Annotated in this window: 14 protein-coding genes; 5 read left to right on the plus strand and 9 right to left on the minus strand. The window is 40.1% G+C overall.

Features of this window, described 5'->3' with window-relative positions; translation table 11 throughout:
• Nucleotides 1-48 precede the first annotated feature (48 nt).
• The 6 genes from OSH00_RS19740 to OSH00_RS19765 all read right to left on the minus strand — a co-directional run bounded on the left by OSH00_RS19740 (nucleotide 49) and on the right by OSH00_RS19765 (nucleotide 9,178).
• Nucleotides 49-642, minus strand: coding sequence for a hypothetical protein (locus OSH00_RS19740; RefSeq protein WP_266131839.1), 594 nt, complete (start codon nucleotides 640-642; stop codon nucleotides 49-51).
• A gap of 253 nt (nucleotides 643-895) precedes the next feature.
• Nucleotides 896-2,926 carry an NAD-dependent DNA ligase LigA gene (ligA, locus tag OSH00_RS19745; RefSeq protein ID WP_266131840.1) on the minus strand — a complete coding sequence of 677 codons (2,031 nt, stop codon included), beginning with the start codon at nucleotides 2,924-2,926 and terminating at the stop codon, nucleotides 896-898.
• Nucleotides 2,927-3,006: 80 nt separating this feature from the next.
• Nucleotides 3,007-4,044 carry a cell division protein ZipA C-terminal FtsZ-binding domain-containing protein gene (locus OSH00_RS19750; protein WP_266131841.1) on the minus strand — a complete coding sequence of 346 codons (1,038 nt, stop codon included), beginning with the start codon at nucleotides 4,042-4,044 and terminating at the stop codon, nucleotides 3,007-3,009.
• Between the two features lies 1 nt (nucleotide 4,045).
• Nucleotides 4,046-7,498 carry a chromosome segregation protein SMC gene (gene smc, locus OSH00_RS19755; RefSeq protein ID WP_266131842.1) on the minus strand — a complete coding sequence of 1,151 codons (3,453 nt, stop codon included), beginning with the start codon at nucleotides 7,496-7,498 and terminating at the stop codon, nucleotides 4,046-4,048.
• Between the two features lie 13 nt (nucleotides 7,499-7,511).
• A complete protein-coding gene (locus OSH00_RS19760) occupies nucleotides 7,512-8,207 on the minus strand; it encodes a GntR family transcriptional regulator (protein ID WP_196077694.1) in 696 nt (231 codons plus the stop codon).
• Between the two features lie 167 nt (nucleotides 8,208-8,374).
• On the minus strand, nucleotides 8,375-9,178 hold the full coding sequence (locus OSH00_RS19765; RefSeq protein WP_266131843.1) for a sulfite exporter TauE/SafE family protein: 804 nt from the start codon (nucleotides 9,176-9,178) through the stop codon (nucleotides 8,375-8,377).
• A gap of 30 nt (nucleotides 9,179-9,208) precedes the next feature.
• Between OSH00_RS19765 and OSH00_RS19770 the strand changes: the two genes are divergently transcribed.
• From OSH00_RS19770 to OSH00_RS19780, 3 genes are all read left to right on the plus strand, one after another.
• Nucleotides 9,209-9,964, plus strand: a complete 756-nt coding sequence (locus OSH00_RS19770) for a biotin--[acetyl-CoA-carboxylase] ligase (RefSeq protein ID WP_266131844.1) — start codon at nucleotides 9,209-9,211, stop codon at nucleotides 9,962-9,964.
• Nucleotides 9,965-10,064: 100 nt separating this feature from the next.
• Nucleotides 10,065-10,796: a type III pantothenate kinase gene (locus tag OSH00_RS19775; RefSeq protein ID WP_196077697.1), complete on the plus strand. Its 732-nt coding sequence runs from the start codon at nucleotides 10,065-10,067 to the stop codon at nucleotides 10,794-10,796.
• 84 nt (nucleotides 10,797-10,880) lie between these two features.
• Nucleotides 10,881-11,570 carry a toxin-antitoxin system YwqK family antitoxin gene (locus OSH00_RS19780; protein ID WP_266131845.1) on the plus strand — a complete coding sequence of 230 codons (690 nt, stop codon included), beginning with the start codon at nucleotides 10,881-10,883 and terminating at the stop codon, nucleotides 11,568-11,570.
• A gap of 34 nt (nucleotides 11,571-11,604) precedes the next feature.
• Here the strand turns inward: OSH00_RS19780 and OSH00_RS19785 are convergent, their stop codons facing one another.
• Nucleotides 11,605-12,180: an RBBP9/YdeN family alpha/beta hydrolase gene (locus tag OSH00_RS19785; protein ID WP_266131846.1), complete on the minus strand. Its 576-nt coding sequence runs from the start codon at nucleotides 12,178-12,180 to the stop codon at nucleotides 11,605-11,607.
• A 133-nt stretch (nucleotides 12,181-12,313) separates the two neighbouring features.
• Nucleotides 12,314-13,720, minus strand: a complete 1,407-nt coding sequence (gene ffh, locus OSH00_RS19790) for a signal recognition particle protein (RefSeq protein ID WP_196077699.1) — start codon at nucleotides 13,718-13,720, stop codon at nucleotides 12,314-12,316.
• Between the two features lie 144 nt (nucleotides 13,721-13,864).
• On the opposite strand from ffh, the gene OSH00_RS19795 reads away from it, so the two are divergent.
• Together OSH00_RS19795 and OSH00_RS19800 are read left to right on the plus strand one after the other, a co-directional pair.
• Complete coding sequence (locus OSH00_RS19795) at nucleotides 13,865-14,674, plus strand: cytochrome C assembly family protein (RefSeq protein WP_004830303.1); 810 nt, start codon at nucleotides 13,865-13,867, stop codon at nucleotides 14,672-14,674.
• A 296-nt stretch (nucleotides 14,675-14,970) separates the two neighbouring features.
• On the plus strand, nucleotides 14,971-15,897 hold the full coding sequence (locus OSH00_RS19800) for a tRNA dihydrouridine synthase (RefSeq protein WP_266131847.1): 927 nt from the start codon (nucleotides 14,971-14,973) through the stop codon (nucleotides 15,895-15,897).
• Here the strand turns inward: OSH00_RS19800 and OSH00_RS19805 are convergent.
• Nucleotides 15,886-16,263 (minus strand): SseB family protein, encoded by a 378-nt coding sequence (locus OSH00_RS19805; RefSeq protein WP_266131848.1) that lies wholly within the window; start codon nucleotides 16,261-16,263, stop codon nucleotides 15,886-15,888. The genes OSH00_RS19800 and OSH00_RS19805 overlap by 12 nt on opposite strands.
• Nucleotides 16,264-16,329 lie beyond the last annotated feature (66 nt).

A 16,329-nucleotide genomic window follows, 5' to 3' on the forward strand; every position in this document is an offset into this window, starting at 1 on the left:
AGGTTTAAACATCATCCACAGGTTACTTGCGCAAGCATTGTGAACTGATTATTGCAAGATCAGGTAATGCCCAATATCTTCATATTCGACATTCTGCTTATTCAGTTTAAATTGAGCTGACATTAACCGCACTTCTGTCTCATTGACAAATTGACCGATCGTATATCGTAAAATCACATTTTTTTGTGGGTTTAACATCAGCTTCATCTGACAATAGGAAATACTTTTGTCCCGATCATTTTCCAGATCTATTGTTTTGATTTCTGTAAATTTAAAATGAAAGTTTTGTTGGATCTGCTGTTTTAATAATTTGTTCTCTTGAATATCATACTTAAAGAATTCATTGACAGCTTGATCTTTCTGACCATTATAAATCATCAAAAGCTGCTTTTGTTGTTCTTCTAATTGCGTGGCTAAATAAGGTTCCAGTAAATTTTCATAATTGGCATTATAGTGATAAACATCATCTAATTCTGTTTCAGTCACATGTTGTTGGGCAATTTTGACAAACTGAGTATTCAAATCTGAGTAGATGTTTTGGTTTTTTTGTATCATCTTTGAGTAGAGTTGAGCTTGTGTATATTGTTTTGATCCAATCAACTCATTCACCCATTGTTGATTCTGTTCAAAGTATGTGGTCATGAATTCATCAAAATATTTGAGCCGCAGCTGAGAATAACGAGATAAATGATCTGTTATGGATTGATTTATATGCTCATCCAACTGGCTTAAAACACTCGGCTTCCCACAATCAGTGCCGGCAAAAATTGAGGTTGTCGACAATAACACTAAGAAGCAAACAACACATTGTTTAGTTATTTTCATGGCTAAAATGCTATTGTAAAGACACTTAGAGTGTATCTTTACAATAGCTTAGTAATTTATTCAAGCCTATTTAAGCTTGACCATAATCAGCCATCAGCGCCAAAAAGGCTTGTTCATCCAATACTGGTATGCCCAATTTTTCTGCTTTTTCCAGTTTAGAACCTGCCTTTTCTCCTGCAACAACACATTTGGTTTTACTTGAGACACTGCCACTCACGCGTGCACCTAAGGCTTGCAGCATCTGAGTCGCATCATCGCGCCCCATGGTTGCCAAGGTTCCTGTGATGACCCAACTCTCACCATTTAAAGGCTGACGTGTTGGAGCGATTGGTGCATCCCAGTGAATTCCAGCCGCCAGTAAACGATCAATGACTTCTAAATTATGTGGGGCTTGGAAGAAATCCACAATCCATTCAGCCGTAATCCCCCCCACATCAGGTGTCTTTTTCAAGGCTTCTAGATCAGCATGGCGAATTGCATCAAAAGTTTGGAATGTATTGGCAAGCATACGGGCCGTCGTTTCACCCACTCCACGGATTCCAAGCGCATAGATGAATGCAGCCAGGGTCGTTTTCTTACTATTTTCAATAGCATCCAGTAAATTCTGAACAGACTTCTCACCCATTTTTTCAATGGTCAATAGTTGTTCACGGTGCTCATGTAAGTGATAGATATCCGCTACATCTTTTAATAAATCAAGATAGAGCAATGATTCAACCCAGCGATCGCCTAGACCTTCAATGTCCATTGCTTTACGTGACACAAAGTGCCGAATAGCTTCAATACGTTGCGCAGAACAATATAGACCACCCGAACAACGCGCCAAAGCCTCACCTTCTGGCATCACCACTGGCGAGGAACATACAGGACAATTTTCTGGTAAATGTACTTCAACCACATTGTCTGGGCGAAACTCCAACCATACTTTCTCAACTTTTGGAATCACATCGCCACTGCGATAGACACTTACCGTATCGCCAATCCGGACATCCAAACGATGGATTTCGCCAATATTATGCAAAGTTACATTTGAAACGGTCACCCCGCCCACAGCCACAGGGTTTAAACGGGCCACAGGGGTCAATGTACCTGTTCGTCCCACTTGCCAATCAATATTTTCAACTGTCGTCAGCGCAGCAATTGCAGGAAATTTATAGGCTGTTGCCCAACGTGGTTCACGACTTAAAAAACCGAGCTTCTGTTGTTGTTGCAAGTCATCCACCTTAATCACCATACCATCAATTTCAACGGCTAGATTGGGGCGCTCTTGATTGATTTGCTGATATTTTTCCTGTACTTCCTGAATACTGTCACAAATAAAATGACGCTCACCCACGGCAAAGCCAAAGTTGGTCAACCATTCAAGACTTGCTGACATGGAGCTTAGCCCATGATTGGGTTCGCACTGTGCAATGCCATACGCATAGAATGCTAATGGGCGTGACGCAGCAATACTTGGATCAAGCTGACGCAAACTCCCTGCTGCAGCATTACGCGGGTTGGCAAATGTTTTTTCACCTTTGGCTTCATTTTCAGCATTCAATCGCTCAAAACCTGCTTTAGGCATGAGTACTTCGCCACGCACTTCTAGCAAACGAGGCACTGCAACCTTGTCTGAAGACAGTACTTTGGGTAAGTTGCGAATCGTTTTAACATTTTGAGTAATCACTTCACCTGTTTCACCATCTCCGCGGGTTACACCTCGGGTCAATACCCCGTTTTCATACCAGAGCGAAATAGCCAATCCATCGAATTTCAACTCAACATCGTACTGAATTTTCTGGTTTGGAAGTCGCTCTTCAATACGGCGAGCAAAAGCAAACAGTTCTTCCTGATTAAACACATTGCCCAATGACAACATGGGTACAGTATGCGTAATGGTTTCAAATTTAGACAGCGGTTTGCCACCGACTTTATTCACAGGACTATCTGCCTGAATTAAATCTGGATATTGCTGTTCTAATGCTTTGAGTTGATGAAATAGCTGATCATATTCACTGTCTTCGATAGTTGGTTGATCCATCACATAATAAGCATGATTATGTTTGGCTATGAGCTGAATCAATTGACGCATTTGCGTCACGACAGGATTATTTTCCATAAATTATTTCACCATCTAAAAAGGCGGATAACTCCGCCTAAAATTTTGAATACCAATTATAAAGTAAATATAAGCTGATGCTAAGCGTCATGGCTTGAGCGATAATCAATCGCCTTATGACGCCAGTGCTCTTTCAACTGTGGCGTAAACTCAAGATTATTTTCGTCATAGACCGTACCATCAATTTCACGGGCGATTAACCCAGCAATACTAACCATGGTATCAAAACCTTTTTGCACATCTGAATGGGGCAATGCCAAAAAGAATGCTAATCCTTGTACTTGCTCAGTGGACAACGTTTCAAGATCAAATCCATCAGGTCCATTGTCTGTCACCCGCAATACAGAAAACAGTAAATGGCTCTCTTCCTCTGGGTTTTCATAACGATGAAAACAGGAAAGTTCACCAAAACGTAAACCATACTTTAACAGCATTTTCAGTGTCTTATCACCTGACAATGCTTTACGTGGGTTGGGATAAACATTTAACGCAATAATTGTTTCCGCTTTTGAAAGCACACTTTCATCATCGTATTTTTGCTGTTCATTGAGATGTACATCTAAAATATTGCTTTCTTCATCAAACTCTTTGATTTCAGCAGTTTCTACATTGGCATTGAGCTGAAATACCGGCTCTTTTTCTTTCTCTGCAACGCCTTTGTCTGATTCAATGGTATTTTCAGACGAATTCTCGTCAGTCTTTTCAGATAAATCCGTCGTATCCAATGCTTCAGATTCAGCATGATCAGTTTTATGGTGCAATTCAGCTTTTGCTGGATCATTTTGGTCAATATCTTTAATTGAGCCTACTTCAGTTGACTGCGCTGGATTTGTATCTTGCAAGGCATTATCAAGCTTTTGTGTTTTTTCTTCAGCAATTTCAACGAAATCCAATGCATTTAAATTCGGTTCAACACGTTGTTGCTCTGGGGTAGCACGTGCAATCTGCAATTGATCACGCACATGACGAGGAATTACAGGTTGCTGACAGTCAGCATTGATGTGTAACTCTGATTCAAGAGAAGGTGCTGCATCATTTGGTTTTCGTAGCAGCATTCTCAAACCGACCAAAATGATGATTACGGCAGCAACAATTCCAATAATTGTGGTGATTTCCATACTACGACTCCGCGGCTAAACCGTACTCTCTTGCCTCTTCCAAATTCACAGTGACGAGTTTTGAAGTGCCTGGTTCAGGCATCGTCACCCCCAACAAATCGGTTGCCATCGTCATTGCAACTTTATTATGTGTAATGTAAATGAATTGCACTTGATCAGAAAGCTCTTTTACCAAATTACAAAAGCGTCCAACATTGGCATCGTCTAAAGGTGCATCAACTTCATCCAAAACACAGAATGGCGCAGGATTCAAACGGAAAATCGCAAACACCAATGCCAGTGCAGTTAAAGCTTTTTCACCACCGGATAACAATGCTAAAGAGCTATTTTTCTTGCCCGGTGGACGCGCCATTAACTTTACGCCAGACTGCCAGTCATCTTCAAGGCTTAAACTCGCCTCCCCCCCATTAAAGACTTTAGGGAATAACACTTTCAGCTCTGAGTTGACTTGATCAAAGGTTCCCATAAACAGTTTTTTGGTTTCTTGGTCAATTGTTTTCATGGCATCTTTTAATTGCCCAACTGTATTTTCCAAGTCTTGCATCTGATGGGTTAGATCTTCAAAACGCTTCGACACTTCCTCATATTCTTCAGAAGCTGCAAGGTTGACTGCTCCTAATTTTTCAAACTGACGCTGTGCTTTTTCAAATTTCTCTTGGTGTGTTGGCAAGTCAATTAACACGCCTTGCTTAATTTCAGCATTCATTTGTTTAAGCTGATCAGAATAGTGCTGTAAATCCGATTTAGCAGATTGCCAAGCCAAACGACGTTCTTCCAGCTTGTTACGCAATTGCTCATCGTTCTGCTGATGCAAATGACGCATTTCAGTGAGCTGCTGCTGTTTTGACTGAATGTTGTTTAACTCAACTTGCCACTCAGTCCAGGTCTTCTGCAATTTTTCAGTTTGTTGTGCTTGTTCAGCATACTGAGACTCTAAACTTGGCAATTCCAGTTGAATTGGATCAACAAACTTTTTGGCTTGATCCATCTGAGCCATGATTTGCTGATATTGAGTTTTAGAAAAAGACAGATCTTTGTCCAATAATTCAATTTGTTGTTTATTTTGCTCTGCTAAACGACGAGTTGTTTCAAAGTCCTGTTGTTTATGTTGTAGTTGCTGCTGATGTTCTTCTACTTGCTCATTTAACTCATCCAGTTTGTATTGCAATGTCTTAAATTCTGGAAGATTTTGCTCAAGTTTGAGAATGACAGAATGCATATCGATCTCAAGATCATCTTTTTGCATCGCATCTTCTTCAAGTTGTTCGTCGAGTTGCTGCAACTGATTATTCAACTGGACTTTATGCAATTCAAATGCTTGCGAGGCACTTTGCTGTTTGGCAATCTGTACATCCAACTGTTGTACTAACTTTTGCTGATGCTTGAGTGAGTCTTGATCTGCTTGAAGATGCTTTTGCAACTCAGTAAAATTTTGGCTCAATTGAGGTAATACGGCTTCTGCTTCTATCAATTGTGGTTGTAAAGCCGCAAGTTGATGCTCAATTTCTTCGATACGAACCCGATGACTCAATGCACCTTGTGCCGCTTGACTCGACTCATCGAAAAACAGCCCAATCATCCAATCTTGACCGACATGATAGCCATCCAAGGTTAATATACTCTGTCCCGTCTTGAGCTTTGATTGGACAGCCAATGCCTGTGCCTTATTTTCAGCAATCGCCACATGATTCCACAATGAATACTGTGGTGACTCAATCCAGTCGGCTAAACAAACCAAACCCGCCAGCTGGATTTTTTCTAATCCCTGCAAGGCTTTAAGCTGACGTGCTGAACTATCGGCATAATTTGTATTTTGATCTAAAACCTCTGCAGATAGCCACTTGGCTAAGAATTTTTCAATCAAATTGGCATGCGTTTTACCCTGAGTATTTAACTGCAAAACCTGCATCAATTGTACTGCATTGATATCCGTCTTGACCGCACGCTTTGCGATAAGTTGATTTAAATTTTTCTGTTCCGACTGTAAAACATGCAACTCGGATTTCAAACTGGAAATATGAGTCTTTTGTTGACTGATTTGTTCCTGCAATTGTTGCAGTTGCATTTTAGTTTCAGCAATTTTTTGCTCTAACTGCAAAACACTCGCGTGCGCGACAGATTTATCTTGTTCGAGTTGTATTAAATCTTCAGTCTGAAATTGGCTTTGGATCTGACTTGCCTGAGTTTTTAAGGTTTCTTTTTGCTGCTCAATACGTGCGACATTTTTGGCAAGTTGCTCAACCTGTGCCTGCATCTGGGCTTTTTGCTGCTGTTGTTTCTCAACTTGAACTTTGACCTGTTCATATTGTTGTTGTGCTTGCAACTGCTGTGCTTTTAACTCACTGAATGCTTGTGTCCCTTGTTGAGTTTCAGACTCCGATTGTTTTAACTGTTCAGCTTGTTGCTCCAACTGACTATGCAAAGTTTCTAATTGCAACTCCATCAATTGGATTTTTTCTTTAGTCTGCGCTTTTTGTTGCTCAAAACTTCCCAAAGCCTCTGAATTTTGTTGAAACAGACTTTGCTTTTGCTCTAAAGTCATTTTCAACTCAGACAACTTTTTCTCTGCCTGTTGCCATTCATTTTGCAACGGTGTCGATTGTTGGATTAAGCGTTGAAACAATTCGTTGGTTGAAGTGAGATCATGTTCCAAAGTACTCATATCGGAACGAACCAATTTAAAGTGTTCACCCAGTTCGTTCATTTCCACCGTATATTGTTCTTGCAGACGAGCACTACGTTCACACTGGAATGACAGAATTTCAATCTTGAGGGTACGAATCTCGGTTTCCAGAGTCTTATATTGAACCGCAGTTTCAGACTGGCGTTTTAATGTTTTTAACTGTGATTTGAGTTCTGAGGCAATATCCTCAAGACGGTCTAGGTTTTGTGTCGTATGTTCTAAATGTTGCAATGTCTCACGACGACGCGCTTGATAACGAGAAACACCTGCAGCTTCTTCAATAAAAATTCGCATTTCTTCTGGTTTGGCATCAACCAACCGATTGATCATCCCTTGTTCAATGATCGCATATGAACGAGGTCCCAAACCTGTACCCAAGAAAATATCGGTGATATCGCGACGACGACATTTGGTTCCATTGAGGAAATATTCAGATTTACCGTCACGATTGACCTGACGACGAACGGCTAACTCCGTATAAGCATTATACGCACCGCCAAGCTTGCCATAGGTATTCTCAAAGCGTAATTCTACACTTGCCATACCCACAGGCTTTCGCTTTGCCGTTCCAGTAAAAATGACATCCTGCATACTGCCACCACGTAACTGGCGTGCACTGGATTCTCCCATGACCCATCGAATGGCATCAATCACATTGGATTTACCACAACCATTTGGACCTACGACCGCGGTACGGTTATCTTTGAATTGTAATGTTGTACTATCGGCAAACGATTTGAAGCCTGAAAGTTTTAAGCTGCTTAAACGCATAATGTCCTAGTTACTACCGACGCGATCTCCGCGCCCAAGCGAGTTCAATTTGTTTCATCCGTGTCAGAGATTCCAACACGAGATTACGCAAGTGTCGACAAAAATCTTCCATAAATAAAGTAGCTTGTTGTGATTTTCGGATTAAAATTGCATCAATCACCAACTTAAGTAATTCTAAAGCTTCTTGAAGCTCACGTCTTGAAGTATTTAAGGTTAAAAAATAACTTCTACGTAGTGATGGCAAGAGCTCACGATAAAACTTCATCAAGTATGGATTACCCACCATATCTTGCTGAGCGGAGAGAAATTGGAAAATACCGTCATAAAATTTTTCTGTATTGCCCTGCTTTACCTGTTCAACCAAATGATTCATCATTTGTTGAATCGCTTCAGCTTCATGATTGCGCCAAGTTTCACTCATCCGCTGCACAACCTGACCGAGCAATAAAGCGCTGGTATCAAATAATGCACGCACCTGTTGTGCGGACATTTCAGATACGATTGCGCCACGGCGCGGATAAATTTCAATAAGATGCGTTCTTTCTAAAAGCAAAAGAGCTTCGCGTACCGAGCCACGACTGACATCCAGTTCTTTGGCAATACGTAGTTCTTGTATACGTTCGCCTTCAACCAATTCGCCACTAATGATTTGTTCGCTAATATGTTTGGCAATTTGTTCTGAAAGGCTGTCCACTTCTTCCAAATGCATATCGTTCCTATCTCGGTTTATTATTCTTGGACAATGTCAATTGTCATTATTTTAGTTTTACCTGATTTAATTCAAAATAAACCATGACATTGTCCGACAATTTTAATGCATTTTAAGTCAACTTTGCTGAATGGAGAAGTGCTGTTGATCGGAAAAAACACAGAAAACTACTTCATAACCCCCTGATAAATAAAATAAAGACCAACCAGTGTGAGTAAACATGCAAAACATTTTTTCAACATTGCAGGTGAAAGCGCATGTGCAACTTTTGCTCCTAATTTGGCTGTAATAAAACTCATCACACTAATACCAATAAACGCATAGATATGCACATAACCAATCGCATTTTTAATCTCAGTCTGCTCTTGCGCACCAAAGAACATAAAACCTAGAGCCCCCGCTATTGCAATCGGTAAGCCACAAGCTGCTGAAGTCGCTACAGCTTTCTGCATGACTACACCATTTCTATTTAAATAAGGCACGGTCAGGCTTCCACCACCAATACCAAATATTGCAGAAGCAACCCCAATTCCACCACCCGCCAACATTTGTTTGGGTGCAGAAGGCAATTGCCTAGATTCATCGACCTGAACATTCGCCCCTTTAAACATTTTAAATGCCACCCACATTGCAAACGCACCGATAATCAGCTGTAAATGCTGTCCAGATAAAATATCTGCGATTCCAGCACCAATAAATGAACCCAGTACCAACCCTGGTGCGAGATTTTTAAAAACATTCCAAAGTACTGCGCCTTTTTTATGATGTGCAGTGACAGAGCTAATCGATGTGACAATAATTGTCGCCAGTGACGTTCCCAATGCCATATGCATGATGACCGATGGATCGTAGCCCATTTTGGTAAATACCACATATAGAATTGGCACAATAATTAAGCCACCACCAACACCAAATAACCCAGCGGCGAATCCAGCGATTGCACCAATACCTAGATATATGATTAACTCCATAAATGTTCCTTCACTCTTCTCAGATTCAACATGGATTTAGAGACTCGTCATCTTAGACAACTGCTTACACAAGCACATCAGCTTCCCGAAGTGCTGCTTTTAAAACAGACAACAACATCAACCAATGATGATGTACGTGAAATTGCGCTCAGTGGCGTCAAGACGGTTTTGGTCTGTAGTGAAACTCAGACTCAAGGGCGAGGTCAGCACCAACGGGAATGGATTTCCCCAGTCGGTAATATTTATTTAAGCACATTGCTTGAAACTCGAACACCCTTAGATGGGCGTTTAGCCTTAGAAATTGCTTTAAATATCTTACAAATGCCTTCATTCAAAGGCTTGAATGAACTACAGGTTAAATGGCCCAATGATCTTTACAGCCATCAAGGTAAATGGGGCGGTATTTTGGTTGAACCTATTTCACCACATCAAGCAATTGTTGGAATTGGTATCAATCTATTTCCAGTTTCCGTGCAAGAGATTACTCAACAGGCAACTTCAGTGATGCAATTGGGTCTACAATTCCCGAATCGCATACAGATCATTTCTGAAATGTATCTAGCAATACAGCAAGCCGGACAATGGTTTGATCATGGTTGTTATAATCTTGCTGCCCGATTCAATCATTATGCAGCATTTATGGATCGTGCTGTACATTTTGAGCAAGTGCATGATTCAATCAGTGGGATTTTTAAAGGGATCTCGGACGATGGCGCACTCAATTTATTGACTCCTCAGGGCTTAGTCAGTGTGTATCAGGGGCGTTTACGTTTAGCTGAATCGTGAATCTGGATGAACACTATTTTAAAGATCAAATCTGTACAGCATGCAAAAAGCAATCAGCAATGATTGCGCTTTGTGTGCCACCTAATATGAGTCGTTGTAAATGAAAGCACTTTGGTTAGATATCGGAAATACCCGTCTAAAATATTGGATCACAGAAAATGATCAAATCATCGAGCAAGCAGCCGAATTGCATTTGCAGTCCCCTGCGGATTTATTACTTGGTTTAATTCAACATTTTCGTAGTTTAAGTTTAGACAGTATCGGCATTTCTTCTGTTCAAGATAAAAAAAACAATGAACGTATTGTTCAGATTTTAAAGCTACTCGACATTCCTGTCACTTTTGCCAAAGTCCATGCAGAATATGCTGGCTTACGTTGTGGCTATGACCATATTGAACAATTGGGTATTGACCGATGGTTACAGGTTTTAGCGGTTGCAAAAGCCGAAGAAGATTTATGTGTGATCAGTTGCGGTACTGCATTAACCATTGATTTAACGCAAGGCTTTCAACACTTAGGCGGTTATATTCTCCCTAATCTCTATCTGCAACGAGACTCTTTGATTCAAAAAACCAAAGGAATTAAAATTCCCGATGCAGCATTTTCGGAATTAAGCCCAGGTCGTAACACTATAGATGCAGTACATCATGGGATTTTTTTGGGTTTATTGAGTACGATTGAAAAAGTACTTGAACAACAGCCTCGGAAGCTTGTATTAACGGGTGGTGATGCTTATTTATTTGCTCAATTTCTTGAGAAGTACCATCCCCATATTGAAACAGATTTATTACTCAAAGGGCTACAGTTTTATATAGATCGACAGACAAATTAAATCTACATACATTTTTATGATGAATGAATTATGCTCGGTCACAATACATCCAAATCATTAAAAAACCCAAAAAGAGAATTCATCATGAAAATAATACCGCTCTTGTTGAGTAGCTGCCTCCTGAGTACAACCATGATTGGCTGTAGTCAACTTCCTGTCACATCAAACTCAGTAACCCCATCTCCAACTGTTGCAACACATGAAGCGATTATTGCCTATTTTGCACCCGATGCTGGTGAGGAAGAATGCGCATGTGATTCATCAATCTTGGATCGAGGCTATTCACTTCATCCAGTAGAAAACGGTTATTTTAGAAAACTACTGGGTAGAGACAAAGATGGCCGCTTTTTAGTCCAAGATTTCTATCAAAACAGCCACAAAAAACAATCTGATCCATTTTGGATAAAAGAACCTCTAGGCTTAAACAGTTTTGATGGAAAATATATTGATGGCGATGTAACGGGCTATTATGAGAATGGAACGATCAATTTCAAAGCCAGCTATAAAGACCTGCAACCAATTGGAAAATCTGAAAATTATTATTCAAATGAGCAACTCGGATTGCAAGAAGAATATATAGATGACCAAACCATCATTCAAAAAATATGGTATGAAAATGGCAAACCTGCAGCGGAACTTAAATTAAGTCCAACTGAGGATTACTTTATTCTTGACAGCAAAGTTTGGGACCAACAAGGTCAAGTTGTTGATGACGAGGTACAATCTCAAAAAATACTTGAGGAATTATATTTACAATTCACTACTGATCAATGATTTTAAAACCGATCAAACAATCTCAATCCACAATCTACGTTCGAGATGCTGTGTTGAGTAAAATAACTAGCTTTTCCCACAATACGGTGAGTGTATTAAATCCGTCTGTAGCCATAAAATGCCCTGCACCTTTCACTTCAACCATTTGAGTATTCAATAAATGCCCGAGTTGAATACTTAATGGTGCAGGAACAAAAGGATCATTGTTGGAGAAAAAAATAAAACGGTGAACAATGTTCAATCGAAGTAAGGCATCATCGATTCGAGCTGTGTTTAAAAATAAATTCAGCTCAGGCAATGTCGATACATTTTGATTAAACCCGGCCACTAAAAACACTGCACCCAATTTTCTTCCGAATAGCTCACTAGAAAGAAAAGCTAAGCTTGCAACACAGCCTAGACCATGGGCAACAATAATCACATCTTCATTCAGTGTTTTAATCTGTTGAAACAAATTATGCTTCCAAACTTCATATAAAGGATGATCTGCCTGCTCTAATTGAATAATTTCACATTCATTTCCCGTCGCAAGTATTTGTAATTTAAGCCAGGGATACCAATGATCCTCTGAAGAAACATGATAATCATGTACGATCAAGACTCTTTTCATAGACCTTTTCTTATCATCAATTTAAATTTTATCTAAGCAATTAAATCAGAATATCTAAATAATAAAGAGAAGTATGTTGTTTTTATTTAACAAAAAAGCGCCCTAAGGCGCTTTTTATAAAAGAAAGAGAGACTTACTTCTTGTCATTATTTCCAAATAACGGTCCCATACCACCACCGCCACCAAATTGCTTTTGCATTCCACTCAAAGAACGCATCATTTTTGCCATACCCGATGGATTGGCAAATTTCTTCATCATTTTCGCCATTTGTGCATGTTGTTTGATGAGTTTATTCACTTCAACAACATCCATACCGCAACCCGCAGCAATACGCTTTTTACGGCTTGGATTCATCAAATCAGGATTTCGGCGTTCCTTAATGGTCATCGACTGAATAATCGCTTCCATTTTTTTCACTTGTTTTTCAGGGTTTGCCTGTGCAATCGCATCTTGAATACCTGAATTACTCATGCCGGGCAACTTATCCAAAAAGCCCATCATGCCGCCCATTTTGTTCATTTGCTCAAATTGCATCAACATATCTTCAAAATTGAAGTTTCCGCCTTTTTGCAACTTTTTCGCCATTTTTTCGGCTTTTTCTTTGTCGATTTTACGTTCAACTTCTTCGACAAGAGAAAGCACATCACCCATACCTAAGATACGTTGTGCAACACGCTCTGGGTGGAATGGCTCCAAGGCATCGAGTTTTTCACCCATACCCAAGAATTTAATTGGCTTACCTGTAATTGCACGTACTGAAAGCGCTGCGCCACCACGCGCATCACCATCAGTTTTAGTCAGAATGACCCCTGTCAGTGGCAATGCATCATTGAAGGCTTTTGCAGTATTTGCAGCATCTTGACCTGTCATTGCATCGACAACAAACAGGGTTTCTGTTGGTCCGACGGCTGCATGTAATGCTTTGATCTCGTCCATCATGTCATCATCGACATGCAAACGACCTGCGGTATCGACGATCAAAACATCGTTAAAGTTAATTTTGGCCTGTCCAATTGCGCGCTGTACAATTTTAATTGGATCTTCAGCGGCATCTGATTCGATAAAGTCGACACCAACTTCACCCGCAACGGTTTGCAGCTGCTTAATTGCGGCAGGGCGATAAACGTCGGCAGAAACCATGGCGACTTTTTTCTTTTGGCGTTCTTTTAAGAAACGCCCAAGTTTTGCAGCAGTGGTGGTTTTACCTGCACCCTGCAAACCGGCTAAAAGAATGACAACTGGTGGCTTGGCAGCTAAATCTAGACTTTCATTCGCCTCACCCATCATTTTGGTGAGTTCATCATAAACAATTTTAACGAAAGCCTGACCTGGTGAAAGCTGGGTCATCACTTCTTGTCCCAATGCTTCTTCCTTAACTTTCGCAATAAACTCACGAGTTACAGGCAAAGCAACATCGGCTTCAAGAAGTGCCATACGCACTTCACGTAAGGTATCTTTAATATTATCTTCGGTTAGCTGCCCAGAGCCAGTAACATTTCTGAGACTCTGCGTGAGTCGTTCTGTTAAGGTATCAAACATTGCAAAATCCGCTTAAAATAGCTAGTAGCAAAAAAATCTTTCTTAAAATAGAAAATTTATGCTCAAGATGCTATAGGATACTGTAGTTCACATAGAATTTATATCATATAGCATGAATATTCATCATCCTGAAAAAGGTTTGACATGATTAGCCTACCCTTGGTTTATACGATTTTAGCATTAATTGCCTATACCTCTTCGTTTTGGTATTTGTTTATGCACTTAATGTCTAAACGTCCTGCAAACCCTTGGTTTATTGGCATCGTGTCAGGTTTAGGGCTGATATTGCATGCAAGTGTACTGCATAACGATATACTTACACCACTAGGGATTAATTATGACGTCTTTAACTTGATGTCGTTTACCTCCGCTTTAATGTTACTTTTAAGTATGTTGTACAGTACCTACCGCCCTGTACTTTCACTCAATTTGATTGGAATTCCCGTTGCCGCTTTTGGACTGATTTTAGGTTTTGGCTTTAGTAAACCAGATCAGTTCATCGAACAGCACTCTTTGGGATTAGACATTCATATCATTTTGTCGTTATCCGCCTATGCAGTTTTACTCATGGCCACCATACAAGCTGTACTGATTTGGTTTCAAAATCGTGAACTTAAGAAGAAACAGAAAAAACGTATCTGGGTGAATTTCCTTCCCGCTTATCAAGCCATGGAGTCTTTACTGTTCGATATGCTAATCACAGGTTTTGTCCTACTCACAGTAGCCTTGTGTTTTGGTTTCTTTACCATTGATGACTTCTTTGCACAGCATCTAGCACATAAGACAGTATTTAGTATTGTGTCTTGGTTTGTATATGGCGCACTGTTGATCGGTCACTATAAGTTTGGTTGGCGGGGTCAGAAAGCCATTCGCTTTACCATGATTGGATTCTTCTTACTGGCAATTGGTTTTATTGGTTCTAAATTCGTTTTAGAAATGATTTTGCATCGTTGATAAATGAAACTCTGGCAAGTGTAGGTCGTATTTTATATTCCTAGTCTAAACATAGTGATATAGAAGCAGAAAAATCTTTGTTATATGAATTAGATAAGCAATATTGTTCTTAAGTTTAAAATTAAGCTTTCTATGCAAAGCTTCAAGCTTAAAACTCTATAGATAAATTTTTCAATCTATCCAAATTAACACCCCATCTTCAAATCAATAACCTCTGCCAGATTATATTTGTATGAGTAGACATCTGTTTCAAAAATGCGTATAACGCTGTTTTTATCTGATCGGGTAACTCCACTGTGAAACTCATTCTTGCTCCCATGGAAGGCTTAACTGACCCCATCATGCGTGATGTTTTAACGCATGTCGGTAGTTTCGACTGGTGTGTGACTGAGTTTATCCGTGTAACAGACTCTGTCTTGCCTGATCATATTTACCATAGCTACTGCCCAGAACTCAAAAATCAAGGGAAGACTGCTGCTGGAACGCCTGTACATGTACAGTTTCTAGGAAATAACCCTGAAATGCTGGCTGCCAATGCAGTACGCGCTGCTGAACTAGGCGCTCCAGCCATCGATATGAATTTTGGTTGCCCTGCCAAAACAGTCAACCGTCATCGAGGAGGTGCAGTACTTCTCGATGAGCCTGAGGTTGTACATGAGTTGGTTAAGGCTGTACGTGATGCAGTACCCAAACATATTTCTGTATCTGCCAAAATGCGTTTGGGTTACATGGATCGAAACTTTACCCTTGAAAATGCCCATGCCATAGAAGATGCAGGTGCTTCATGGCTTACAGTACACGCTCGAACCAAAGCGGACGGGTATACGCCACCAGCTTTTTGGGATCAACTTCAACCTATTCGTGAAGCCATTAAAATCAACGTCATTGCCAATGGTGAAATTTGGACCAATGCTGATGCCAAGCAATGCCAACTTGAATCAGGATGCGAAGACTTAATGATCGGGCGTGGCGCAGTCACGACACCCGACCTAACACAATGCATCCGTAAAAATACAGATGAGCCGCTGATTACATGGTCAGAATTACTCAATTTACAGATTCGTTTTTTGAACGGCAGCTATAAAAAAGAAATGAATATGGTTGGGCGTTATAAACAATGGCTTGGAATGATGTCTAAGCATTACCCCGAAGCCAAGGTATTGTGGGATGAAATTAAGCGTTTGAAAAAAATTGATGAAGTACTCGAAAAATTAAATGCTTAAATTATTAGAGTCTATTTGATCAATTTCTAAAATAGCTTTGATCTCTTCAGGTTGAAATTCTTTTGACAATGCTGAAGTGGGGTTCAATACCAAGGTTGCGCCTTTAGTCATTTCAAAGAATTGGCGCGTGTTCAAAGCAATATATTCTACATCTGCGCCAATATCATTTTGAATGGTTTCAAGTTCAATAAAGAATGGGATTGCTTGGTCACCCTCTGGTGTTTCCAAAATGCGGAATTCAACGTTCCTGTCTTTGTCCTGCGTCGCTAGACAATAAATTTCTGATGCTAAAAGTTGATCAATAAAATCAGGGATCAATTCGTAGTTTTCTTGAGTTTGAACAAAAAGTTGTTGTAAATTTGACATGTTATAAATTATCTATTTTGGTGTTGCTAATATAGCTTATTCACGATAGATATGGAATTGACCAGA

The sequence above is a fragment of the Acinetobacter nematophilus genome (genome assembly GCF_026344175.1).
Lineage (GTDB): Bacteria > Pseudomonadota > Gammaproteobacteria > Pseudomonadales > Moraxellaceae > Acinetobacter > Acinetobacter nematophilus.